The organism is Pararhizobium sp. DWP1-1-3 (assembly GCF_049896125.1).
Classification (GTDB): domain Bacteria; phylum Pseudomonadota; class Alphaproteobacteria; order Rhizobiales; family Rhizobiaceae; genus Pararhizobium.
Map to the genome: position 1 here is coordinate 18,649 of NZ_JAFCTR010000020.1, position 23,897 is coordinate 42,545.

The window sequence follows — 23,897 nt, forward strand, 5'->3', positions numbered from 1 at the left end:
TTTGCCGCGCCCCTGAGATTGCAGGCGCCTGTCGTTGCCGGGGAAAGCACTGCGCGCTGCGAATCAGGCCGCACGCAATGCGACGCACAAACGGGTTCGACACGAAACAATCATCTTTTCGCTTTTATTTCCAGCCGCTAATTTTTGTAGGTTTTGGCTGCGGTATTTTGGCTACAGAACCAACCGCATCGGATGGGCGGTATAGGAGCCCAGGATACGGACTTTTTCGGAAAAATAGCGCAGTTCATCCAGCGCCTGGCGCACATGCGCGTCGTCCGGATGGCCCTCGATATCGGCATAGAACTGCGTGGCAATGAACTTGCCGCCGAGCTGGTAGCTTTCCAGCTTGGTCATGTTGATGCTGTTGGTAGCAAAGCCGCCGAGTGCCTTGTAGAGAGCTGCCGGGATATTGCGGACGTTGAAGACGAATGTGGTGACGATGATGTCATTGTCCGCCTGCCGCTTGATGTTCTTCGGCTCACGCGACAGAACCACGAAGCGCGTGACGTTGTTTTCCGTATCCTCGACATTCTCGGCGACGATCTCGAGCTTGTAGAGATCGGCGGCAAGCCTTGGAGCAAGCGCTGCCATCGAGCGGTCGCCCATTTCCGCCACGAGCTTGGCGGCTCCTGCAGTATCGCCCGCGACCACCGGTTTCCAGCCATTGGCCCGGACGATCTTGCGGCACTGGCCAAGCGCGTGGATATGGCTGTGCACGGTGCGGATCTCGTCGCGCGAAACGCCTGGAAGCACCATCAGCTGAAAGCGGATCGGCATGAAATATTCGCCGATAATGTGCAGCCGCGACTCGGGCAACAGGTGATGGATATCGGCGACGCGGCCGGCAATGGTGTTTTCGATCGGGATCATCGCCAGATCCGCCTCGCCATTTTCGACGGCCAGGAAGGCGTCCTCGAAGGTCTGGCAGGGCAGCGGCTCCATGTCCGGAAACATGTCGCGGCAGGCCATGTCGGAATTGGCGCCGTAGTCGCCCTGAAAGGAAATCCGGTTTGTCTTGGTGATCATGGTGCTGTCCGATCAGGCTTTGGCGGCAAGAAAGCGCCGGGCTTTTTCAAGGTCTGCCGGGGTGTCGACACCGACCGGGACCGATTTGACGATTTCCACGTCGATGCGCATGCCGGCTTCAAGCGCCCGCAACTGCTCCAGCGATTCGCGCTTTTCCAGCACCGAAGGCGGCAGCGAAACGAATTTTTCGAGCGCTGCCCGACGGTAGGCGTAGAGACCGATGTGATGATAGAGCGGACCGTTGCCGTATGGCGCGGTGGTTCGGGTGAAATAGAGTGCCTTCAGCCGGGTTTCCGACAGCGGCGAACCGATAACCTTTGGAACGTTGGGATTGGTCTTTTCCGTCTCTTCCTCTATCTCGACGGTGAGGGTGGCGATATCGACATCGGGGTTTTCCAGCGGCCGAAGTGCAGCCCGGATGGTTTCCGGATCGATGGTCGGCAGATCGCCCTGCACATTGATGATGATCTCGGCCTTGCGCTGCGGGTCGCTCTTCAAAAGCGCCTCGTAGATGCGGTCGGAGCCGGATTGATGGTCTACCCGCGTCATCACAGCCTCGAAACCTGCAGCAGTAACGGCATCGAACGTGTCCTGATGATCGACAGCAACGACGATCCGTCCGGCCTGCGCCTCCCTTGCCCGCAGGGCGACCTGGACGATCATCGGCAGGCCGCAGATGTCGGCCAGCGGCTTGCCGGGCAGCCGCGTCGAGGCCATGCGCGCAGGGATCAGAATCAGGGTTTTGTCCAAATTGTCGCTATTCATGCTTAGGCCTTCAAAACGCGCCGGAAAAGTGTCAAAAGGTCTCAGACCGGGGCTTATAATGTCTGTTGCAACACAAAGCCAAAAGACATAGGTTCCGCGCGATTTCAAGATAGGCTGGCGTTTTGTTCGCGCCGGTTGCAAGGGGAGCATTTGCGGATGAACTCATATGTAAACATGGGCGTGGGTGCCTTCCTCGGTACGGTCTTTGTTTTGATGTCCGTATCGATTGCGTCGGAAGGCATCTTCCATTCGGAAGTTCCCGAAAAGGAAGGCTTTGCCATTATCGCCGAAGAGGGCGCTTCGGATGCCGGCGCCGGCGCCACGGCAGAGGTCGAAGTCGATATCAAGCCGCTTCTGGCATCGGCTGATGCGTCGGCCGGCGAGACCGTATTCAAGAAATGCGCGAGCTGTCATACCGTAGATAAGGGAGGGGCCAACAAGGTTGGTCCTAACCTCTGGGGCCTTGTCGAGCGTCCGATCGCTTCGCATGAAGGTTTTGCCTATTCGGCCGGCATGAAGACATTCGCCGAAGCCAACAAGACCTGGACCTACGATCACCTGAGCTTCTTCATCGAAGCGCCGAAGAAGCACGTTCCCGGTACCGCAATGGGCTTTGCCGGCGTCAAGAAGCCGGATGAGCGCGCCAACCTGATTGCCTGGCTGCGCGAACATGCCGATACGCCGGTGGCACTGCCGTCCGCAACTGCTGCTGCGGCGCCTGCCGCTGAAGGTGAAACTGCAAAGCCTGCTGCCGAGGCCGAAGCTGCCAAGCCTGCTACGGAAGGCGAGGCTGCAAAGCCGGCGACAGAAGGCGAAGCAACGAAGCCTGCCACGGAGGCGGCACCTGCTCCGTAAGGTCAACCGTCCAGAGCAGCGACAGAATGAACAGAGCCCGGCCGATGTGCCGGGCTTTTTCGTGTCTGGGGTTCTGTCGTTTCTGCTAAAGCAGGATATAGGCCCAGGCGGACACCGAGACGACGCCGAGTGCGGTAGTGATGGTGATCGTCGATGACGCGAGACCGTGACCGACGTTGAAGTGGTTGGCGATCAGCCAGGCATTGACGCCGGTGGGAACCGACGACGTCAGCACCAGCGCTGCCGTCCAGTTGCTGTTCAGGCCAAGCAACTGGCAGGCGCCGTAGACGGTCGCCGGCAGGACGATCAATTTCAGCGCGCTGGTGACCGAGGCCAGGCCGGTATTGCCGGCAAGCCCATATTTATCGACCGCCATGCCGATCGAGATCAGAGCTGCCGGGGCTGCCACACCCGCCAATTGATCGACGACGACCTTGATGGGGCCGCCGAGAGGCATGCCGGTAAGGTGAACCAGCGCCCCAAGCGCCAGGCCGATGACCAGGGGATTGCGCACAAGGTTGCGCAGGATGCCCTTGAGGAGCTTGAACGGGCTCTGTCCGGGCTTGCCGCTGGTCTTGCGTTCGGCCCGCTCCATCAGGATCGTGCCGGCGATCATCATGACTGGCAGATGCACGGACAAGAGAATAGACAGCGCCACGACACCCTCTTCGCCGACGCTGCGCGACACCAGCGGCAGGCCGATGAAGACGGTATTGGCAAAAGCGGATGTAACTCCGGCCAGCACGCCGATCCGCGCATCCTTCTTGAAAAACAGCGTCGCGGCGAGATGCCCCAAGGTCCATGTCACACAGACACCGGAGAAATAGGCGACCCAGAGCGGCCAGGGCGAGCCATCCCTGAAATCCGCTTCGGCAATCGTGCGGAACAGAAGAACCGGCACTGCTACCCGGAAAACGAAATCGCCGAGCGCGTCTCCCACGGATGCCTTCAGATAATTCATCCGCACGATCAGCCAACCGAGCAGGATCAGGACGAAGATCGGCACGACATTCAGGAAGACATCGGACATCAGGCGCAGCCTCTTGGCAAAATGAACGTCCGCCATAGACCCATTCGCCCGGCTGTCGCAACCCGGTGCGCGCGCATATCGGATGCAGCGCATATTTCACGCAAGGCTCATATGCCAGATTGGGGAAGGGAGGTTGCCAGATGATCGAAAAATCGTGGCTGGAGCCCGTCGTCCTTGAACTCGACGGAATAGGAAGTTACCGCATGGTTCGCAACACCAGTGAAGCGGCTCAGTGTCTTATGGGCAGGTGGCCCGTTCAGGACGGCAGCGCCTACCAGGCGGCCATCCAGACATGCCGTTGTGTGTTGCGTGGCGAGCAGCCGGTAGACTATGCCCGTCAGGATTTTATTGCCGCTGCCGTTGAGGCTTTTATTCACGTGCAACCGGGCGCTTGAGGTCTCTTTGCAAACTCATTTTCAGAAGACCGGAACATTCGGGAAAAGCTTGCGTTGTCCCCCGGAAGGACAATTGCCATGCACAAACAGATTTACATTCACCAGGATGATCATTCGGACCTAACCGATGACGAACTGGCCAGCAAGGTCATGCGCTATATCCAGTATTCGGCGCTGATCGATACGTCCCGGCTGTCTGTCATGGCTATCGGTCGTACGGTTGTTTTAAGCGGGTACGTTGCTTGCGAGAGCGAAATTGGCTGCATTGAAGAGGCCGCTGCTTCGGTGATCGGCGTGCATCTCGTAGAAAACAAAGTAGAGGTATATTGTCACTGATCAAGCTTTTGCCTGTCTGATCAGTCGTTGCTGGGTGACGACAGTCTATATTCTTGGAATTTTCATCATCGGCAAATTCAAAAGTGCTTTTTCCGGTCCGCCTCAACGAGCGGGCCGAAACATTGCTTTAGGGACGCACAACGAGTCTCCGTCAAATCGCGCCGCCTGTAACAGGGTTGATTACCGGCTTCTCGCTATCGTCCTTGCCACCCGCAGGTTGGACCATGGGCGCTGCCTTTGACCGTTCGTCGGCATTCGAAGGCAGGCTCGGCGGCCGGTGGACGTCGAGGGGCTTCTTCTGTTCCGGCGTGGCGTTGCTATCATCGTTGGACATAAAAACCTCCTCAAGCCATTCCGGCCGGATCGCCGATCGGCAACAGCGCTGGTTCCAGCACAGGGTCGTTGGGGTTTTTGGTGTCGCCCTTGTCTATTACCGGTGGTATGGCAGGTTTTTCCTGCGACCGGTCAGGCAAACCGGGGCTGGATTGCGGTCCGCGCGGACCATCGTCCTGTGGGGTGGGGATTGTTGTGGGCATGATTGTTCTCCTTCTTCAGGAGTAAACGATGCTTGGTGGCGGATGGTTCCGGCGTCTCGTCGAGGCCGCAGTCCATATTCGACCTTCGCTTCAGCCTTCATCGGAAAATAACACGTCAAAGGCGCAGCTGTTTCCTAGTTCAAGGGAGCCTTTTCACTCTGTAATGTCCCACCGATGTCACCCTTTTTCTTCTTCTTCGGGAGTGGCGTCAGATTTCCGGAGAGGAGATCGACAGGTGTGGCAACGGTCGTTGCGGCGACTTTGCCGACGGTGTTTACCGTACCGGCAACGATGGCCGTAATGCCATCGCCAAGCCCGACATCGGAATCCGTCAGCGTCTGGCCGGTCACAAGCCGCTGGCCAATCAGTTGAACGATCTGAGGGCTCTCGGCAAACTTTCCATGATTGAGGCGATCGGTGGATTTTACCTTCGTCAGGTCAACCACCGTGATGCCGGCCTGTTCAAGCTTGGTCTTGAAAGGCTCTTCAGCCGGATTGATCTGCCCCAGCCGCTGCACATCGCCAGAGATGTAGCGCGACAGGGCCAGAGCCCGGTCGTCCTGCGAGACGAAGATGGTGAAATTCGGCTTCCTTGCGCCCAGCTCAGTCCATTGCCGCGCGAACACATCGACATCGATATCGGGCGATGCGAGGATGACGTTTTCAATCTTTTTCGGAAGGCCGCCGTCGCGGATCGCCATCTGGCGAACTGCCTCCATCGCCAGCCAGGTTCCCATCGAATGCGCAAGGATGGTTATGTCCTTGATATTTTTGTCCTCGACCAGCGCCTTCAGCGTGTTTTCCAGCGAGGTGCGCGAATAGTTGGTGCTTTCCTTGTCGTAATTATAGTCGAATACCTTGGCACGCGACGGCCATGTGAAAAGGACCGGCGTTACGTCGGCACCGGAATCATGGACGATCTGGGCAAAACGGAAGACCGAATCCTCATAGGTATTGTTAAAGCCGTGGATGAAGACCATCGCATGGCCGCCCTTGGAGTGCTTGCGCACCCATTCCCGCCCCTCCTGGATGGTTTCCAGCGGTTTGACACGTACGACGGCGAAATCAGTCTGCGGATTGGGCGGCAGCTTCTTTGGCCATTGCACCGTCCCGGATGCGCGGACCTTGTCTGACGGGATGGAAACGGCAACATCCGTAATTGACGGGTTTGCGCTGCGCTCGCCGGAAAACAATGTTGCCGGATCGTCGGAAGGCAGCCGGCTGGTTGCCACCAGCATATCCACGACGGCGTTGCTACCGGGCTCTGCAGCCAGATTTAGCGGCTGCATGACACCCTTGACATGGCCTCCGCAGGCCGTGAGCGCCAGGACGAGCGGTAAAATGATAGTCAAACGCCGGAAGTTACCCTGCGATGAAGACGGGAAAAGTCTGCCAATCGATGCTGAGGTCATGGATACGCTTCCGACAAAACACAAGTTTCACAAACAGCCCAGAATTGTGCACTGAACTCAGTCCACAGTCGGTTGTCACCGTCAAGTCCGTTCCGTCCAACTAGGCCGGCGTGGCTGATCCATGACACAGGGTCATATTGTATTTTTGACACAGCCACCGGTGGGACAGACCGTTTTTGCCGCACCACCTCGATCTCCAGTGCCTCATCACTCCACCTTCTGCACCGGAGGCTGACGACAGGGTAGACTTCACCGAGGCTATTCCCTGCGGCCGGCCCAATGGAGCTTGGTCGATGAAGACCCGTGAACCTATGTTGAGAGGCCCTGCAATCCCAAGGCCGCATTCCGGCGCAAGTCAGCGATCGCTATCCGCAATTCCGCCTCTTCCCATCCTGCTGCCATGCCGCCTTCCACAAGATTTGCCTCGACGTCTTCTTCCGTTAGAGCTTCCTCTTTCGACAGGTGCTCGAGCGCCACTTGCAGCACTTCTTCACAGTCGAGCGCGCGTTCCGGATGACCAATGGGGCGTTTGGGGGATGCGATGTAAGTCATGCTCATTTCTCCTTGGCGTTGGCATAGGGGCCGGACTGGAAATTCGCGTTAGAAGCAGACTGTCGATTGCACGATGGTGTAGCGCAGGCAGGCGCTTGCGCAAAGCTGAACTTGCTGCGAGGCGCAACGACGTTTGCCGCGATGCAACGCGAAAGGATGTCGGGTCGATAAACGCTGGGAAGGGTGAGGAATAATCAGGGGCAAGAGAATGGCGGACAGAGCGGGATTCGAACCCGCGATACGCTCTCACGTATACACACTTTCCAGGCGTGCGCCTTCAACCACTCGGCCACCTGTCCGTTTTGTCAATCGCACCGGCGGTTGGGGCCGGTGAATTAGAGACAAGCGCTTGCTTTCTCCTGAAAACCCCGTTCGACGATGCCAAACCGGGTGGGCCGCGGGCGAAAACCTGCGGACCGGCGCGATATATACCGAGGAACTCGGTGGGATCAACTGATTTCTGACAGTTTTTTGACTTCTTCCGATCCATACCTCTGAAAAGGTGGGATTGCACTTGCCCCAGCTGGTGCTTATTGCTTGCTGAACCCGGCAAATACGCCGGATGATGGAGATGGAATGCGGTTTTTGCTGCGGTTTGCGAGTTTTCTGGCGCTGGTCATGGGTGTGCTCGTCGCATCCGTCGATGCCATCCAGTCGTTCTCGGCATCGCAGCCGGTGTTGACGCCATTGGCCGCAGCGCTTGCAGCTGGAGGGCCCTCGACGCAGTCGCTCGCGCAAAGCCTGGAGCGTCCGCATGCGCATGGCGCCTTTCTGGATCCGGTGATCCGTTGGTCGTTGCAGCAGCCGGCTTGTGCCTTCTTCCTGCTGATCGCGCTGATCCTTTGGGTGATGGCCTATAAGCGCCCGCCCGCTGCAGGCCGGTTCTCGGCCTGAGCACAGGGGATGCCGACCTGGCTTAGCCGGTCCGGCATGGCGAAAAAGACACAACCCCTGACAAACAAGGGTTTCGCAGGCATTTCAGCAATTGCATAGATGCTGGATTAGCAATATAAACTTGATTATCAAAAGTAGGTTTATTCCAATCGGTTGAAACCGATTCCGCCGAGATGTCATGACTTTCCAGCCGCGCATGAACAACAGGATTTCCGGGTTCTCCGTCATTGGCGGGCTGAACCGGCGCGAGTGGAACGGGATCGTTGCCGATCTCTGGGATGTCGAATGCGCGCCCTTCGCCGGCGGATTTTACGTCGCGGATGATCCCCGGTTGTTCATCGTTCTCGACGCCAAGGGCGGCGGCCGGCGCAATATCCGGCTGCGGCAGACGCATCAAGCCGTCGCGGAAGACAGCCGCCGCCAGATCATCTCCTATATTCCGGCCGGCATGGAATTATGGGCTGAAATGATCGATGTGAACTATGTCCGCCATCTCGATCTGCATTTCAACACGGAGGTTCTCGGCCGCCGGCTGATGGAGGATCTCGATACGCGCAAGCTGGATACGCCGCGCCTGATGTTTTCCGAGCCGCGCTTCCTGGCTTTGGCCGAACTGATCGCGGCCGAATGCGCCAACCCGCAGCCGCTGCACGACCTCTATGGCGACGGACTGTCCGTGGCGCTGTTCGTCGATGTGATGAAGCTCGGCCCGGTGCGGACACGCAAGCGCAGCGAACTAGCGGCGTGGCAGCTGCGCCGCTCGATCGACTATATCGAGCAAAATTGCCTGCGCGGCATCCGGCTTGAAGAGCTTGCGACGCTCACCGGCCTGTCGCAGTCCTATTTCAGCCATGCCTTCAAGGCCTCGACCGGCCTGCCGCCGCATCAATGGCAGATGAAGGCGCGCATCGAGCGCGCCAAGCAACTGATGCTCAAGGGCGAAATCCCGATGAGCGTGGTCGCCGCCGAGACCGGTTTTGCCGATCAAGCACATTTCACCCGTGTCTTCCGCAAAACGGTTGGCGCGACGCCAGCCACCTGGTCGAAAAGTCAGCGGTTCTGAACATTTATGCTTTGCCTGGGCACAATGCCGAATATGGACCAGAATCGTTCAAGAACCGCACTCAGAGACAATCCGAACCCAGCATAGTTGAGCTAAAGACTCCTCTTATATTCATGGAAATTCCGGATTGCGTACCGCCGACGGGGGCGAAGGCGCCCGGTTCGAGCTGGGGTGACGAATTCATGCAGATCAAGGCGACGGGTCTCTACCGGGTATTGATGGCGAGCGCGGCAATTGCGGCAGGCACTGTCGTGCAGCCTGCCTATGGGCAGGATGCGGCAACGAACAATGCCACCACGCTGGAACGCCTGACCGTCGAAGGCGGCAAGGGCGGCAAGCCCAGCGAGAGCGACGCGACCGGTCCCGTCGATGGCTACGTGCCGAAGGCGACGGGAACCGGATCGAAGACCGCGACGCCGGTTTCGGAAATTCCACAGTCCGTTTCGGTGATTGGCCGCAAGGAACTAGACGATCGCGGCGTCGTCACCAAGATCGACGAGGCGCTGCGTTACACCGCCGGCGTCTCGACCGAGCCTTTCGGCAATGATCCGGATACGGACTGGTTCTACATCCGCGGTTTCGACGCGACGCAGACCGGCGTCTTCCTCGATGGTCTCAACCTCTATTCCTACGGCTTTGGCGGCTTCCAGACAGACGCCTATATGATGGAGCGCGTCGAGGTGCTGAAAGGACCGGCCTCGGTACTTTATGGCGGCTCGAACCCCGGCGGCATCGTCGATCTCGTGCGCAAGCGCCCGCAAGCTGCGCCTGCCTATTCCACCGAGATCGGCATCAACAATTTCGGCAATGCCTTCTTCGGTTTCGACGCCAATGACAAGCTGAATGCCGATGGCACGATCACCTACCGCATCACCGGCAAGGTCGCCGGCGGCGACAATTATTCTGACTATTCGGAGGATTTGCGCGGTTTCATCATGCCGCAGATCACCTACGCGCCGGATGATGCGACGTCGCTGACAGTCTATGCGATCGCGTCGGCATTCGACCAGACCCATGTCGGCAACGGTTTCCTGCCTTACGAAGGAACGGTGACCAATGCGCCGTTCGGCAAGATCGATCGCGACCTGTTTACTGGCGAGCCGGATCACGATTTTGGCCGCTACGACCAGCAGATGTTCGGTTACGAATTCTCGCACGAGTTCGATAACGGCTGGAAGGTCTCGCAGAACCTGCGCTACAGCCATCTCGATAAGGCTGAAGAACTGGTCTACCCCTATGCCTACACCGCCACCTATGATCTGGCTCGCCTCGGCTTCAAGCATGATACGTCCGTCGATAGCTTCAGCATCGACAACCGGGCGGAAAAGGAATTCTCGACCGGGCCTCTCGATCATTCGCTGTTGCTTGGCCTCGATTACAAGAACTTCAAGATCGATCAGACCCAGGCCTCGGCATTCCCAGCTCCAGATTTGGATCCAACGAACCCGATTTACGGCGGCGGTCCGCTGATTTACAATGCCCCCTATCTTGACGGTATCACGCGGATGAAGCAGACCGGCGTCTATGCGCAGGATCAGATCCGGTTTGGCGATGGCTGGCTGGTGACGCTGAACGGCCGTTACGACTATGTCGACATCGACAACGCTTCCCGGCTTGCGACAGGCTCCTACAGCACAACCGACAGCGCAGTGAGCGGCCGTGCTGGCCTTGCCTATGAATTCGACAATGGCCTGACGCCCTATGTTTCGGCAGCCACTTTCTTCAATCCTCTGGTCGGTACGTCCTTCACGGGCGGCGCGCTGGAGCCGGAAGATGGTCATCAGATCGAAGGCGGCATCAAATACGAGCCGGCGTTCATCGACGGCCTGTTCACGGCCTCCGTCTATCATATCGTCAAGAGGAATGTGGCGCTCACCCGCCCTGACTTCCTGCAGGAACAGCTCGGCGAAGTGACCTCCACGGGTCTGGAGCTGGAAGGCAAGGTCAACCTGAACCAGAACTGGAAGTTGATCGGCTCTTATACCTATAACGATCTCGAGGTCACCGAAGACCTCAATCCCGCACGGGTCGGCAACCGGCCCTATCTGATCCCCGAACATCAGGCCGCTTTGTGGGTTGAGTATCTGGTAACCGATGGCGCGCTGGAAGGTGTCAGCCTGGGCGGCGGTCTGCGCTATCAGGGCGAATCCTTTGCCGATATGGCAAACACCGCCAAGGTTCCAGACGCCGTGGTGGCCGATGCGGCGATCCGTTACGAAAAGAACGGCTGGGGTGCCGCGCTTAACGTCACCAACCTCTTCGATAAAGAATACGTCAAGGGTTGCCAGGGCCTCTTTACCTGCGGCTACGGCGACCAGCGGACGGTGACGCTGAAGCTCAGCAAGTCCTGGTAGGTTTAGACGGACTAAAAGATTTGAGGGTCGCGGCGCATCGGTGCCGCGACCCTTTCTTTGTTTGGCGTTGATGGTGCCTACACAAACAGTGGTACCCTTTGCCTGTAAAACCGATGATTTTGCCGGTTTTTTGAGCTATTTACCTTTTTTTACCAATTGAAAAATTTCGGGTGAATTTTGATTTGAGGCATGTAAGGATGCGCGCCAGCCAGACATCCCAAAAAAGGGAGTGGTGGTTCCGCAGACATGCTCCCGAAAGAGGAGCTTGCGGGAGGACCCAACAAGATCAATAGCAACAACAGGGCTGCACAATGAAAAAAACCCTCCTCGGTCTCTTTGCCTTATCGATGATGTCGGCCACGGCGCTCGCCGCCGACGTCAAGCCGGCGCTCATCTTCGATCTCGGCGGCAAGTTCGACAAATCCTTCAACGAAGCGGCCTTCAACGGCGCGGAAAAGTTCAAGACCGAAACCGGTGTTGAGTATCGCGAGTTCGAAATCAGCAACGACGCCCAGCGCGAACAGGCGCTGCGCCGTTTTGCCGGCGACGGCAACAACCCGATCGTGGTTGTCGGCTTCAACTGGGCGCCGCCGCTCGAAAAGCTGTCGGCTGAATATCCGGATACCAAATTCGCCATCATCGACATGGTCGTCGACAAGCCGAACGTCAAGTCGATCGTCTTCAAGGAACAGGAAGGCTCGTATCTCGTCGGCGTTCTCGCCGGTCTCGCTTCCAAGTCGAAGACCGTCAGCTTTGTCGGCGGCATGGACATTCCGCTGATCCACAAGTTTGCCTGTGGCTACATCGGTGGCGCCAAGTCCACCGGCGCCGATGTCAAGGTTCTCGAAGCCTATACCGGCACAACACCGGATGCCTGGAACGACCCGGTCAAGGGCGGCGAAATTGCCAAGTCGCAGATGGACCAGGGCTCTGACGTCGTTTATCACGCTGCCGGCGGTACCGGTGTTGGCGTGCTCCAGGCGGCGGCAGATGCCGGCAAGCTCGGCATTGGTGTCGACTCCAACCAGAACATGCTGCAGCCCGGCAAGGTCCTGACCTCGATGCTGAAGCGCGTCGATGTTGCCGTTTATGAAGCCTTCTCGGCTGCCAAGAACGACAAGTTCGAATTTGGTATCTCCAATCTCGGCCTGAAGGAAGATGGCGTCGGCTTCGCGCTCGACGACAACAACAAGGCGCTGATCACCCCGGAAATGATGGCTGCCGTCGATAAGGCCAAGGCCGATATCATTGCCGGCACGGTTCAGGTTCACGACTATATGTCGGATGAAGCCTGCCCCTATTGATCCCAAGGGATTGAATTGAAGACGCCGCCGGTCCTTTGGATCGGCGGCTTTTTTGTGGCATTCGAGGATGGATAAATATCCGGCTCAGTAATGCGGCGGTCTGGTATTTGCCGGCGCTTCGGTGCTTTGTTCCTCAAGGCTGAGGAAGCGCTCGGTCAGCCGGTCCAGCTTGGCCCGGACCTGCTCGACCACCGTCCATTGTTGCGTCAATTGATCGGACAGTTCCTCGATGGTCTTTGCCTGATGGGCGATCGTTTCCTCGAGCCGGATGATACGCTCGCTGTCGTTGTTCATGGTTCTTCCTCAGGGCAGTCGTTCGTGTGCCATGCCATCCCCTATCATATCCACATGATCGATAAAGTATGCGCTGCCGCAGTATTGCGTTTCGCCCGGAAGTGCGTAAATCGCGCTGGACTCTCCGCAATGATCTGGGAAGAGTGGATGAGCTTTTGATTTTCTGACTTACGCGTCCGGGATTCGATGCTAAACTTATACCAACTGGTAAAAAAATCGATGCCTGGGCTGCCGCTGGCAAAGCGGAGAAAACCGGGCCGGCTTGGGGAACATGGGTCAATATGAGCGATATTGCCATCGAGTTGCGTGGCATCGACAAGAGCTTCGGCCTTGTCCATGCCAACAAGAATATCAACCTGACCGTCCGCAAGGGCACTATTCACGGCATTATCGGTGAAAACGGCGCCGGCAAATCGACGCTGATGTCGATCCTCTACGGCTTCTACCAGGCCGACAGAGGCGACATCGTCATCGACGGCAAGACCGTGACGATCAAGGATCCCAATGCGGCAATCGCCAGCGGCATCGGCATGGTGCATCAGCATTTCATGCTGGTCGAAAATTTCACCGTGCTGGAGAATGTCATGCTCGGCGCCGAAGAAAGCCAGATTCTCAATACCAGTATTTCCAAGGCCCGCGTCGAGCTGAAGCGGCTGGAAAAGGAATATGCGCTGGAGGTCAATCCCGATGCGCTGATCGAGGAATTGCCGGTCGGCCTGCAACAACGCGTCGAAATCCTGAAAGCGCTTTACCGGAAGGCCGACATCCTCATTCTCGACGAACCGACGGGCGTTCTGACGCCGCCTGAAGCTGATCACCTGTTCCGCATCCTTGGCCAGCTCAAGGATCAGGGCAAGACGATCATCTTCATCACGCACAAGCTGCGCGAGATCATGGCGATCACCGACGAGGTCTCCGTCATGCGCCGCGGCGAGATGGTGGCGACGCGCAAGACCAAGGAAACCTCGGTCGAGGAACTGGCCGAACTGATGGTCGGGCGCCGCGTGCTGCTGCGGGTTGAAAAGGGTGCTGCCAATCCGGGCGAGGTGAAGCTCGCGGTGGAAAACCTGACGGTGCGCGATGGCCGCGGCGTTACCATGGTCGACAATGTTTCCTTCAACTTGCGTGCAGGCGAAATCGTCGGCATTGCGGGTGTGGCTGGCAATGGCCAGTCGGAGCTTCTGGAAGCAATCTCCGGCATCCGCAAGGCGGTCGGCGGCAGGGTGCTTCTGAATGGCCAGCCTATCGATGTCACGGCCCATGTCGATCCGCGTGACCTGCGCGACAGGGGGCTTGCCCATGTGCCGGAGGACCGCCACCATGTCGGGCTGGTGCTGAAATTCGAGGAGGCCGAAAACGGGATCCTCGGCTATCACCACGACAAGCGTTATCTCAACGGCGTCTTCCTCAATACCAAGGCGATCCAGGCGGATGCCGAGGAAAAGATCCAAAAATACGATATCAGACCGCCCAATCCACGGCTGAAGACCGCCAATTTCTCCGGCGGCAACCAACAGAAGATCGTTCTGGCGCGCGAAATGGAGCGTGGGCCGGACGTTTTGATCATCGGCCAGCCGACGCGCGGCGTCGATGTCGGCGCCATCGAATTCATCCACAAGCGGATCATCGAGATGCGGGACCAGGGCAAGGCCGTCCTGCTGGTCTCCGTCGAACTCGATGAAATCCGCGCCCTGTCCGATCGTATCATCGTCATGTTCGCCGGCCGTGTCGTCGGTGAGCGCGATCCTGATGCGACCGAAGGGGAACTGGGCCTGTTGATGGCCGGTGTCGAAGGCCGCAAGGAGGCCGCCGAATGAGCAATCCGTACGCAAAACTGCCGGCCTGGGCCGAATATATCCTGATCCCGCTGCTCAATCTGGTCGTCGCCTTCCTTGTTGCCGGGCTTGTCGTGCTGCTCGTTGGCGAAAATCCGCTGGATGCCGCCTATTACATGATCACCGGCGCCTTCGGCCGCGGCGAATATATCGGCTTCACGCTCTATTACGCTACGACCTTCATCTTCACCGGGCTCTCGGTCGCGGTTGCCTTCCATGCCGGCCTGTTCAACATCGGCAGCGAAGGCCAGGCCTATATCGGTGGCATCGGCGTGGCGCTCGCCTGTCTCTGGCTCGACAAGACCATGCCCTGGTTCGTGGTCTTTCCGCTGGCAATCATCGGTTCGGCCGCTTTTGGCGCGCTGTGGGCCTTCCTGCCCGGCTGGCTGCAGGCCAAGCGCGGCAGCCATGTCGTCATCACCACCATCATGTTCAATTTCATCGCCTCCAGCCTGATGGTCTATCTCTTGACCAAGGTGCTGAAGCCGCTCGGCCAGATGGCGCCGCAGACCCGCACTTTCGAGGCGGGCGGGCAGCTGCCGAAGCTGGACTGGCTGATGTCGATCTTCGGGCTCAATCTCGGCAATTCGCCGTTCAACGTCTCTTTTCTCTTGGCGCTTCTCGCCGCCTTCGGCGTCTGGGTACTGATCTGGCGCACCAAGCTTGGCTACGAGATGCGTACCATGGGCCACAGCCCTTCGGCAGCACGCTATGCCGGTATTGGCGAGGCGCGTATCACCATAATAGTAATGATGATTTCTGGCGGTCTGGCCGGCATGATGGCGCTGAACCCGATCATGGGCGAGCAATACCGCATGCAGCTGGATTTTGTGCAAGGGGCCGGTTTCGTCGGCATCGCTGTGGCACTGATGGGCCGGTCGCATCCGGCCGGCATCATTCCGGCGGCGATCCTGTTCGGCATGCTCTATCAGGGCGGCGCCGAGATCGCATTCGAAATGCCGTCCATCTCGCGTGACATGATCGTCATCATCCAGGGCCTGGTCATCCTCTTTGCCGGGGCGCTCGAAAACATGTTCCGCCCCGCCATCGGCCGCGCCTTTGCAAGTATCGGACGCCGCTCCGTAGCCGCCGCGCAGACAAGGGGAGCCTGAGTCATGGATCTTTTCCACACGATCATCGCGATCCTTGAGTCGACCATCCGCGTTTCCGTACCCTTGATCTTTGCCGCACTTGCCGGTCTGTTCACCGAGCGGGCAGGGGTGTTCGACATCGGCCTTGAAGGCAAGATGCTCGGCGCCGCCTTTGCCGCCGGTGCTGTCGCTGCCGTCACCGGCAATGTGATGATGGGCCTTCTGGCCGCCGTCCTCATCTCCGTGCTGCTGTCATTGGTGCATGGTTATGCCTCGATCACCCAGCGCGGCAGCCAGATCGTTTCCGGCGTTGCCATTAACTTCATCGTTGCAGGGTCGACCGTCATTCTCGGCGAAGCCTGGTTCCACCAGGGCGGTCGCACGCCGGCCCTCTCCGGCGATGCCCGCTTCCAGACGGTGACCCTGCCGTTTGCGGATGCAGTCAGGGACGTGCCGTTTCTCGGGCCGATCTATTCCGAATTGCTGTCCGGCCATTTCATCCTGACCTATGTCGCCTTCGCGCTGGTGCCGTTCAGCTGGTGGATCCTTTACCGCACCCGCTTCGGCCTGCGCCTTCGCGCCGTCGGGGAAAACCCGAGCGCTGTCGATACGGCGGGTATTTCGGTGATCTGGCTGCGCTACCGGGCGGTGATCTGCTGCGGCATTCTCTGCGGCTTTGCCGGAGCCTATCTGTCGCTCGCCATGAGTGCCGGGTTCGTCAAGGGCATGACGGCCGGCAAGGGCTATATCGCGCTTGCCGCATTGATTTTTGCCAAATGGCGCCCGGTGAATATCATGCTGGCCTGCCTGCTGTTTGGTTTCCTGGATGCGCTTGCCATTCGCCTGCAGGGCAATCCGTTGCCGCTGATCGGCCAGGTGCCGGTACAATTGATGCAGGCACTGCCCTATATCCTCACGGTCATCCTGCTTGCTGGCTTTATCGGCAAGGCGATCCCGCCCAAGGCAGGTGGCGTACCCTATGTGAAGGAGCGCTGACCATGGAAAACGAACTTTTCGAGGCGGCTCGCGAGGCCATGGCGAAAGCCCATGCGCCCTATTCTAAATTCCCCGTCGGCGCGGCCATCCGCGCCGAGGATGGCAAGATCTACACCGGCGCCAATATCGAGAACCTGTCCTTTCCGGAGGGCTGGTGTGCTGAGACGACTGCGATCAGCCACATGGTTATGGCCGGTCAGCGCAAGATCGTCGAGGTTGCCGTCATTGCCGAGAAACTGGCGCTCTGCCCGCCCTGCGGCGGCTGTCGCCAACGGCTTGCCGAGTTTTCCGGCGCCAGCACCCGCATTTTCCTCTGCGACGAAAGCGGTGTGAAGAAGACGCTGTCGATGTCAGACCTGCTGCCGCACTCCTTCGAAACGGATATCCTCGGATGACGGCCGCCGCTGATATGCTGAAGGCCAAGCTTGCCGGCCTGCCGCCCCGTTACGGCATCGTGCTCGGCTCCGGCCTCGGATCGCTGGTCGAGGCCGTGGCTGATCCCTTGCGGATTTCCTATGCGGACATTCCAGGCTTTCCGGTCAGCGCCGTGTCAGGCCATGCCGGTGAACTGGTCGCGGGAAGGATTGGTGGCGTCCCGGTCATCGTCCTGTCCGGCCGGGTGCATTTTTATGAACGTGGCGATGCCAATGCGATGCGCACGCCGATCGAAACGCTGAAAGCGCTGGGCGTCGAAACGCTGATCCTCACCAATTCGGCCGGTTCGCTGCGCGAAGACCTGCCGCCGGGCTCGGTAATGCAGATCACCGATCACATCAATTTCTCCGGCACCAGCCCGCTGATCGGCGTCGATAGCGACGACCGTTTCGTCGGCCTGACATCGGCCTATGATCCGGAATTGACGGAGCGCATGCGCGCTGCGGCGATCAAGCTGGATATCCCGCTCGGTTCCGGCGTCTATATGTGGTTCTCCGGCCCGAATTTCGAAACGCCGGCCGAAATCCGCATGGCCCGCATTCTCGGTGCCGATGCGGTTGGCATGTCGACCGTGCCGGAAGTCATTCTCGCCCGGTTCTTCGGCTTGAAGGTTGCGGCCGCCTCCGTCATCACCAACTTTGGCGCGGGCATGACGGGTGGCGAACTCAGCCATCACGAAACCAAGGACATGGCCCCGATCGGCGGCCGTCGGCTGGCTTCAATCCTTGCGGAAATGATCTCAGTATAGCTCGATCGGGCTTCGCGCCATTGCCAGCGCCCAAGACGGGTTTGCGCGACCGTCTCAAGCGTATAGAACAACCGTTCGTGACCGGCCGCAGCTCCGCTCACGATTGATCGCGATCTAGAAATGGACGGACCCCATGATGCTCGAAGCTTCCAATCGTCAGATAGCCTCACTTGCGCTATCACTGCTCGATCTCACCGACCTGACGGACGACTGCACATCTGAGGCCATTGAGAAACTCTGCGCGTCCGCCCGCACGCCGCATGGACATACTGCGGCCATCTGCATCTGGCCGCGTTTTGTGGCTCAGGCCCGCGAAATTCTTGGACCTAACAGCGCGGTCAAGATCGCAACGGTCGTCAATTTCCCCTCAGGTGAATTGCCGGTCGAAACCGTCGTCGCTGAAACGCAGCAGGCGATTGCCGATGGCGCCGACGAGATCGACCTGGTCATCCCCTATCGCGCCTTCATGGCCGGCGACGAGCAGGCTGTTCGCACGATGATCTCCGCCGTCCGGCAGGCTTTCCCGGCGCCCGTCCTGCTCAAGACCATTCTGGAGACCGGTGAAATGAAGGATCGCGGCCTGATCCGCAGCGCCTCCCATATCGCCATTCAGGAAGGCGCCGATTTCATCAAGACATCGACCGGCAAGGTCGCTGTCAACGCGACGCTGGAGGCGGCGGATATCATGCTGACCTGCATTCGCGAAAGCGGCCGCAAGGTTGGCTTCAAGCCGGCCGGTGGCGTTCGTACCGTCGGCGATGCCCGCCTGTATCTCACTCTCGCCGCCACCATCCACAGTCCTGACTGGCCGATGCCCTCGACGTTCCGCTTCGGCGCCTCCGGCCTGCTGGGCGACATTCTCTCGGTGCTCGACGGCCGCGAACCCGTCGCCGGCGCGACGGCCTATTGATCATGATCCCGCAGGAGGCCATCCGGCGAAAGCGGAACGGCGAAGCGCTGGAGAGTGTGGACATCGCCGGTTTCATCCGTGGCCTGACCGATGGATCGATCTCCGAAGGGCAGGTGGCGGCCTTTGCCATGGCCGTGTGGTTCTCCGGAATGAGCCTTGAGGAAACCGTGGCGCTGACGCTTGCCATGCGCGACAGCGGCGATGTGCTGTCCTGGGCGGATATCGGCCATCCCATCGCCGACAAGCACTCGACCGGCGGGGTCGGCGACAATGTTTCCCTGATGCTTGCACCGATCGTCGCCGCATGCGGGCTTGCGGTGCCGATGATTTCCGGCCGCGGCCTTGGCCATACCGGTGGCACGCTCGACAAGCTGGAAGCAATCCCAGGCTACGATATCAAGCCTTCCGAAGCGCTGTTTCGCCGGACCGTTCAGGAAGCCGGCTGTGCCATCATCGGCCAGACTGCCGATCTCGCACCTGCCGACCGGCGGCTTTACGCCATTCGTGACGTGACGGCGACGGTCGATTCCGTGCCGCTGATCACCGCCTCGATCCTGTCGAAGAAACTCGCCGCTGGCCTGCAGTCGCTGGTGCTCGACGTCAAGATCGGCAACGGTGCCTTCATGGTCGGGCTGGAGGAGGCGGAGACGCTGGCCCGCTCGCTGGTTGGCGTCGCCAATGGCGCCGGTGTCAAGACGACGGCGCTGATCACCGATATGAACGAACCTCTGGCCGATGCTGCCGGCAATGCCGTCGAAATCGAAAACTGCATCGCCTTCCTGCGCGGAGAAAAAGCCGGAACCCGCCTGGAAGCGGTGGTGATGACCTTTGCCGCCGAAATGCTGATGACTTCCGGCGTTGCTGCCAGCCCCACCGAGGGCGCCGATCTTGCCCGGCGAGCATTGCTATCGGGTGCTGCACTGGAGCGCTTTGGCCGCATGGTCCATATGCTGGGCGGGCCTGCCGATTTCATCGATCGGCCCCAGGCCTATCTGGTCAAGGCGCCGGTTATTCTCCCCGTCGAAGCGCCACGTGATGGTTATCTTCAATCCTGCAATGCCCGCGATGTCGGGATGGAAGTCATTGCGCTCGGGGGTGGCCGCACAAGGCCGGACGAAGCGATCGATCACAGGGTCGGTTTCAGCGGCCTGAAGCAGCTTGGGAGCAAGGTCGAAAAGGGCGAGCCCTTCGCATTCGTCCATGCCTCCAGCGAAGATCAGGCATTGAAGGCGCGTGCCCGGCTGCAGGATATCTATGCGATCGGTAACGACACATTGCCTGAGCGGCCGGTGATCGTTTCCAAAATCAGCGGGTAAGGTGCAATGCGCCGTTCTCGACCCGGTAGGACGAGAGCTTGTTGAGAAAACTCATGCCGACCAGCATGCCCGACAGCGATTTGTCGGGCAAAACCATCGCCTCGACGTCCTTGACCGTGATCGTGCCGATCTCGACACGGTCCAGCATGACGGAAGCCCCCTTGACGATGCCGTTTGCGGTATTGGCTCTGGCGGTGAAGGAGAGTGACCCTGTCGAGATGCCCAGTTTTCGCGCCGTCGATATGTTGATGGCGATCATGCTGGCGCCGGTATCGACCATACCGTCGGCCTTGCGTCCGTTGATGGTAAATGTACCAAGGAAATGTCCGCCTGGACCCGGCTGCATGATGACGCCGTTGCCGCCCGCATATTTTGCCGCGCTAGTCTGGGCCGGTTTGGCAGCAGTGTCGGCCTGCGGGCGCTCAAGATAGGAGGTCGCAAGCCCTGGCAGCACCATGGCAGCGGCAACGATGCCTCCGGCGAAGACAGCCATGCGAACCAGCATTGATCAACTCCACACCCAAAACCTCTCCGCAGCTAAGCACGACACCCGCTAACGGGGTGCAAAAAGCCGCCGGATTTTCCGGCGGCCGCGTGTCGAATTGTGAAACTGGTTAAGGAACCGGCAAGACGTGTCTGGTCGGCGGCCCGCCGGGAATGGCCAGCCGTTTGGCTTACTTCGTCCCATACATCCGGTCGCCGGCATCGCCGAGGCCGGGCACGATATAGCCCTGCTCGTTGAGATGGCTATCGATCGAAGCGGTAAAGATCGGCACGTCCGGATGTGCGGCCTGAAAATTCTTGATGCCTTCGGGCGCGGCCAGCAGGCAGAGGAAACGCAGGTTCTTTGCGCCCCGCTCCTTCAGCTTGTCGATGGCTGCGATCGAGGAATTTCCGGTCGCCAGCATCGGATCGACGACGATGACGAGTCGTTCGGACATGGCTTCCGGTGCCTTGAAATAATACTCGACGGCTTCCAATGTTTCATGATCCCGGTAGACTCCGACATGCGAGACGCGGGCGGAAGGAACCAGTTCCAGCATCCCCTCCAGCAAGCCGTTGCCGGCACGCAGGATGGAGGCGAAAACCAGCTTCTTGCCCTCGAGCACCGGCGCCTGGATCGTCTGCATCGGCGTTTCGATGGTTTCCATCGTCAGTTCGAGGTCGCGGGTGACCTCGTAGCAGAGCAATGTCGAGATTTCGCGCAGCAAGCGGCGAAACCCCGCTGTCGAGGTCTCCTTCTTGCGCATGATGGTCAGCTTGTGCTGAACAAGCGGGTGATTGATGACTGTAACGCCGTCCATGGCCAAGCCCTCCTGCGGGATCTGGATTTGAAATCCTTTTTTCACGGAAAGGCGAGATGCCGCAAGGCCCGAGCGTCGCTTTCCGGTGTCATCCCCAGTAGAGCGGCCTCTAAAGAGAAGCCAGGAGGCGCGTGCGCGTCGGCTCATCGACAAAGGCAGCCTCGATCGCTGTGCGCGTCATGCCGTTGATCTCGTCGTCGGAAAAACCCATTACCTGTGAGGCGATCTCGTATTCCTGTTTCAGCGACGTATGGAAGAACGGCGGGTCGTCCGAATTGAGCGTCACCCGGCAGCCGGCTTCGTAGAGCGCGCGCAGCGGATGCGAGGCAAAGTCCGGAAAGACCTGCAGCGACACGTTGGAGCCAGGGCAGGTTTCGAGCACCACGCCTTCATCGGCGATCCGCCTGACGAGATCCGCGTCCTCGATGGCACGGACGCCGTGGCTGATCCGCGAGGGGCGCACATGATCGAGCGCATCGCGCACGCTGAAGGCACCGGCCATCTCGCCGGCATGGATGGTCAGGCCAAGACCGCAATCCCGGGCGATATCGAAAGCACGGGAGAAGTCGGCGACCGTATGCATGCGTTCGTCGCCCGCAAGGTTGAAGCCGGTGACCAGCGGATGGTCGCGCTTGGCTGCGTAGAGCGCGGTGCGCTCCGCCGCTTCCGGTCCCATATGCCGGATAATGGTGATGATCATCCGGCCTTCGATGCCGGTCTTTTGCTTGGCAGCCTCGATACCGGCAGCAAGCCCACGGATGTAGGCGTCGCTGCCGATGCCGATCGTATTGCCGTGGTCAGGGGAAACGATGATTTCGCTGTAGATCGTGCCTGCGGCTGCCAGTTCCGTCAGATAGGTTTCGGCCAGAAGCGCATAGTCCTCTTCGCTACGAAAAAGCTCGGCAACGGCGTCATAGCATTTGAGGAACTGGGTGAAGTCCGCCCAGAGGTATGCCCCGTCCTTGATGATGCCACTGATATCGACATTGTATTTTCGTGCCAGGATCAGGGCGAGCCCCGGTTGGGCCGCACCTTCGATATGGCAATGCAGCTCGGCCTTCTTCAGATATGCGGTCACAGAAAACTTCTCCCATGGAGGCCTGGTGCAAGGCCCAGATGCTTGGCAATCGTTTCGCCGATATCGGCAAAGCTTGGCAGCACGCCGATCGAGCGGGTGCGGATGCCCGGACCGAAGACAAGGATGGGCACGCGTTCGCGCGTGTGGTCGGTGCCGCGCCAGGTCGGATCGCAGCCATGGTCGGCGGTCAATATGACGATGTCGCCGGGTTTCAGCTTGCGATCCAGATCGGGAAGGCGCTGGTCGAAGGCCTCAAGGGCGGCGGCATAACCCGGCACGTCACGGCGATGGCCGAAGAGCATGTCGAAATCGACAAAGTTGGTGAAAACCAGATCACCGTCCTCGGCTTCGTCCATGGCTTTCAGCGTCGCCTCGAACAGCTCCATATTGCCATTCGCCTTGATCATCCGGCCGATCCCCTGATGGGCGAAGATATCGGCGATCTTGCCGACGGCGTGAACGGTTCGGCCCGCCTCTTTCAGCCTGTCCAGCAGCGTCGGTTCCGGCGGCAGGACGGAATAGTCGCGGCGGTTTCCGGTGCGGGCAAAATCTCTGGGCGTCGTGCCGACGAACGGCCGCGCGATGACGCGACCGATATTGTAGTCGTCGAGCAAACGCCGCACCGTCTGGCAAAATTCAAGCAGCCGTTCCAGTCCGAAGGACTGTTCGTGTGCCGCGATCTGAAAAACCGAATCCGACGAGGTGTAGCAGATCGGCTTGCCGGTCCGCATATGTTCCTCGCCATATCGGGCGATGATGTCGGTGCCCGAAGCATGGCAATTGCCGAGGATGCCCGGAACGTCGCCTTCACGGCAGATCGCTTCGACCAGTTCCGGTGGAAAGGCGTCGCCCTCGGCGGGGAAGTAACCCCAATCGAAAGTGACCGGCGTTCCAGCGATCTCCCAGTGTCCGGAGGGCGTGTCCTTACCGCGCGAGACTTCGCTGGCGGCCCCATAGAGCCCGAAGACCCGTTCCGGCAGCGGCATGCCGGCGGGCAGGCGTTTGTTGGCAAGTTTTGCAGCATGCAGCAGGCCAAGCGCCGACATGTTGGGAAGCGTTAGCGGTCCTTCGCGCAAGCCTTCCCGGTCACCCGCGCCAGCCGCACAGAATTCGGCGATATGGCCGAGCGTGTCGGCGCCATCATCGCCAAATTCGGCAGCGTCCGGCGCCCCGCCGATGCCGAAGGAATCAAGAACGAACAGAAAGGCACGCGCCATGAACCACCCAGTAATGCTGCCGGAGCGACAGAACAAATATAGTTTTCATCTCACACGGTCACAGCGGAGATGAAAGCGCGCAGAAATACGCCGAGGCCGTGCATATTGCAAATGGCCAGATGTTTGCCGGATGTCCGCTCAGGCGGTGGTG

General features: G+C 59.4%; 26 protein-coding genes and 1 tRNA gene. 14 read left to right on the forward strand and 13 right to left on the reverse strand.

What is annotated here, in order from left to right; all coding sequences use genetic code 11:
- Nucleotides 1-171: 171 nt before the first annotated feature.
- Both ACP7BS_RS26870 and ACP7BS_RS26875 read right to left on the reverse strand, forming a co-directional pair.
- Nucleotides 172-1,026 carry a prephenate dehydratase gene (locus ACP7BS_RS26870; RefSeq protein ID WP_426240534.1) on the reverse strand — a complete coding sequence of 285 codons (855 nt, stop codon included), beginning with the start codon at nt 1,024-1,026 and terminating at the stop codon, nt 172-174.
- Between the two features lie 12 nt (nt 1,027-1,038).
- Nucleotides 1,039-1,791 carry a 3-deoxy-manno-octulosonate cytidylyltransferase gene (locus ACP7BS_RS26875; protein ID WP_426240536.1) on the reverse strand — a complete coding sequence of 251 codons (753 nt, stop codon included), beginning with the start codon at nt 1,789-1,791 and terminating at the stop codon, nt 1,039-1,041.
- A 156-nt stretch (nt 1,792-1,947) separates the two neighbouring features.
- Between ACP7BS_RS26875 and ACP7BS_RS26880 the strand changes: the two genes are divergently transcribed.
- Nucleotides 1,948-2,646 carry a c-type cytochrome gene (locus tag ACP7BS_RS26880; RefSeq protein WP_426240537.1) on the forward strand — a complete coding sequence of 233 codons (699 nt, stop codon included), beginning with the start codon at nt 1,948-1,950 and terminating at the stop codon, nt 2,644-2,646.
- A gap of 85 nt (nt 2,647-2,731) precedes the next feature.
- Here ACP7BS_RS26880 and ACP7BS_RS26885 read toward each other — a convergent pair whose 3' ends face one another.
- Nucleotides 2,732-3,676, reverse strand: a complete 945-nt coding sequence (locus ACP7BS_RS26885; protein ID WP_426240588.1) for an AEC family transporter — start codon at nt 3,674-3,676, stop codon at nt 2,732-2,734.
- Nucleotides 3,677-3,816: 140 nt separating this feature from the next.
- Here ACP7BS_RS26885 and ACP7BS_RS26890 point away from each other — a divergent pair, with 140 nt between their 5' ends.
- Complete coding sequence (locus ACP7BS_RS26890) at nt 3,817-4,071, forward strand: DUF982 domain-containing protein (protein WP_426240538.1); 255 nt, start codon at nt 3,817-3,819, stop codon at nt 4,069-4,071.
- 78 nt (nt 4,072-4,149) lie between these two features.
- A complete protein-coding gene (locus ACP7BS_RS26895) occupies nt 4,150-4,407 on the forward strand; it encodes a BON domain-containing protein (protein ID WP_426240539.1) in 258 nt (85 codons plus the stop codon).
- 151 nt (nt 4,408-4,558) lie between these two features.
- Here the strand turns inward: ACP7BS_RS26895 and ACP7BS_RS26900 are convergent, their stop codons facing one another.
- The 5 genes from ACP7BS_RS26900 to ACP7BS_RS26920 form a co-directional block, all read right to left on the reverse strand.
- Nucleotides 4,559-4,741 carry a hypothetical protein gene (locus tag ACP7BS_RS26900; RefSeq protein WP_426240540.1) on the reverse strand — a complete coding sequence of 61 codons (183 nt, stop codon included), beginning with the start codon at nt 4,739-4,741 and terminating at the stop codon, nt 4,559-4,561.
- A 10-nt stretch (nt 4,742-4,751) separates the two neighbouring features.
- Nucleotides 4,752-4,943 (reverse strand): hypothetical protein, encoded by a 192-nt coding sequence (locus ACP7BS_RS26905; RefSeq protein ID WP_426230989.1) that lies wholly within the window; start codon nt 4,941-4,943, stop codon nt 4,752-4,754.
- A 134-nt stretch (nt 4,944-5,077) separates the two neighbouring features.
- Entirely contained in the window at nt 5,078-6,355 is a 1,278-nt protein-coding gene (locus ACP7BS_RS26910; RefSeq protein ID WP_426240541.1) for an alpha/beta hydrolase, read from the reverse strand.
- A gap of 309 nt (nt 6,356-6,664) precedes the next feature.
- Complete coding sequence (locus ACP7BS_RS26915; protein ID WP_426230991.1) at nt 6,665-6,907, reverse strand: hypothetical protein; 243 nt, start codon at nt 6,905-6,907, stop codon at nt 6,665-6,667.
- A gap of 209 nt (nt 6,908-7,116) precedes the next feature.
- Nucleotides 7,117-7,206, reverse strand: a tRNA-Ser gene (locus ACP7BS_RS26920).
- 277 nt (nt 7,207-7,483) lie between these two features.
- Between ACP7BS_RS26920 and ACP7BS_RS26925 the strand changes: the two genes are divergently transcribed.
- From ACP7BS_RS26925 to ACP7BS_RS26940, 4 genes are all read left to right on the forward strand, one after another.
- Nucleotides 7,484-7,801, forward strand: coding sequence for a hypothetical protein (locus ACP7BS_RS26925; protein WP_426240542.1), 318 nt, complete (start codon nt 7,484-7,486; stop codon nt 7,799-7,801).
- Between the two features lie 178 nt (nt 7,802-7,979).
- Nucleotides 7,980-8,864 (forward strand): helix-turn-helix domain-containing protein, encoded by an 885-nt coding sequence (locus tag ACP7BS_RS26930; protein WP_426240543.1) that lies wholly within the window; start codon nt 7,980-7,982, stop codon nt 8,862-8,864.
- 182 nt (nt 8,865-9,046) lie between these two features.
- A complete protein-coding gene (locus tag ACP7BS_RS26935) occupies nt 9,047-11,218 on the forward strand; it encodes a TonB-dependent siderophore receptor (protein WP_426240544.1) in 2,172 nt (723 codons plus the stop codon).
- Between the two features lie 311 nt (nt 11,219-11,529).
- The gene (locus ACP7BS_RS26940) at nt 11,530-12,522 is read left to right on the forward strand and encodes a BMP family lipoprotein (protein ID WP_426230994.1); all 993 of its coding nucleotides are present in this window, start codon (nt 11,530-11,532) and stop codon (nt 12,520-12,522) included.
- Between the two features lie 84 nt (nt 12,523-12,606).
- On the opposite strand, the gene ACP7BS_RS26945 is transcribed toward ACP7BS_RS26940, so the two are convergent.
- Nucleotides 12,607-12,816 (reverse strand): SlyX family protein, encoded by a 210-nt coding sequence (locus ACP7BS_RS26945; RefSeq protein ID WP_426240545.1) that lies wholly within the window; start codon nt 12,814-12,816, stop codon nt 12,607-12,609.
- Nucleotides 12,817-13,097: 281 nt separating this feature from the next.
- Between ACP7BS_RS26945 and ACP7BS_RS26950 the strand changes: the two genes are divergently transcribed.
- The 7 genes from ACP7BS_RS26950 (at nt 13,098) to deoA (ending at nt 20,147) form a co-directional block, all read left to right on the forward strand.
- Complete coding sequence (locus tag ACP7BS_RS26950) at nt 13,098-14,633, forward strand: ABC transporter ATP-binding protein (protein ID WP_426240546.1); 1,536 nt, start codon at nt 13,098-13,100, stop codon at nt 14,631-14,633.
- On the forward strand, nt 14,630-15,763 hold the full coding sequence (locus ACP7BS_RS26955) for an ABC transporter permease (RefSeq protein ID WP_426240547.1): 1,134 nt from the start codon (nt 14,630-14,632) through the stop codon (nt 15,761-15,763). Before ACP7BS_RS26950 ends, ACP7BS_RS26955 begins: the two co-directional genes overlap by 4 nt.
- Before the next feature lie 3 nt (nt 15,764-15,766).
- Nucleotides 15,767-16,738, forward strand: a complete 972-nt coding sequence (locus tag ACP7BS_RS26960) for an ABC transporter permease (RefSeq protein ID WP_426240548.1) — start codon at nt 15,767-15,769, stop codon at nt 16,736-16,738.
- 2 nt (nt 16,739-16,740) lie between these two features.
- The gene (locus ACP7BS_RS26965; protein ID WP_318415669.1) at nt 16,741-17,133 is read left to right on the forward strand and encodes a cytidine deaminase; all 393 of its coding nucleotides are present in this window, start codon (nt 16,741-16,743) and stop codon (nt 17,131-17,133) included.
- Nucleotides 17,130-17,921 (forward strand): purine-nucleoside phosphorylase, encoded by a 792-nt coding sequence (locus tag ACP7BS_RS26970; protein ID WP_426240549.1) that lies wholly within the window; start codon nt 17,130-17,132, stop codon nt 17,919-17,921. Before ACP7BS_RS26965 ends, ACP7BS_RS26970 begins: the two co-directional genes overlap by 4 nt.
- Before the next feature lie 136 nt (nt 17,922-18,057).
- A complete protein-coding gene (gene deoC / locus ACP7BS_RS26975; RefSeq protein WP_426240589.1) occupies nt 18,058-18,831 on the forward strand; it encodes a deoxyribose-phosphate aldolase in 774 nt (257 codons plus the stop codon).
- On the forward strand, nt 18,828-20,147 hold the full coding sequence (deoA, locus tag ACP7BS_RS26980; protein WP_426240550.1) for a thymidine phosphorylase: 1,320 nt from the start codon (nt 18,828-18,830) through the stop codon (nt 20,145-20,147). Before deoC ends, deoA begins: the two co-directional genes overlap by 4 nt.
- Here the strand turns inward: deoA and ACP7BS_RS26985 are convergent.
- The 4 genes from ACP7BS_RS26985 to ACP7BS_RS27000 form a co-directional block, all read right to left on the reverse strand.
- Nucleotides 20,137-20,652, reverse strand: a complete 516-nt coding sequence (locus ACP7BS_RS26985) for a retropepsin-like aspartic protease family protein (RefSeq protein WP_426240551.1) — start codon at nt 20,650-20,652, stop codon at nt 20,137-20,139. The two genes, deoA and ACP7BS_RS26985, sit on opposite strands and share 11 nt — an antisense overlap.
- A gap of 169 nt (nt 20,653-20,821) precedes the next feature.
- Nucleotides 20,822-21,451, reverse strand: a complete 630-nt coding sequence (upp, locus tag ACP7BS_RS26990; protein ID WP_037104170.1) for a uracil phosphoribosyltransferase — start codon at nt 21,449-21,451, stop codon at nt 20,822-20,824.
- Nucleotides 21,452-21,560: 109 nt separating this feature from the next.
- The gene (locus ACP7BS_RS26995) at nt 21,561-22,529 is read right to left on the reverse strand and encodes an adenosine deaminase (protein ID WP_426240552.1); all 969 of its coding nucleotides are present in this window, start codon (nt 22,527-22,529) and stop codon (nt 21,561-21,563) included.
- Entirely contained in the window at nt 22,526-23,746 is a 1,221-nt protein-coding gene (locus tag ACP7BS_RS27000; RefSeq protein WP_426231004.1) for a phosphopentomutase, read from the reverse strand. Before ACP7BS_RS27000 ends, ACP7BS_RS26995 begins: the two co-directional genes overlap by 4 nt.
- Nucleotides 23,747-23,897: the final 151 nt, after the last annotated feature.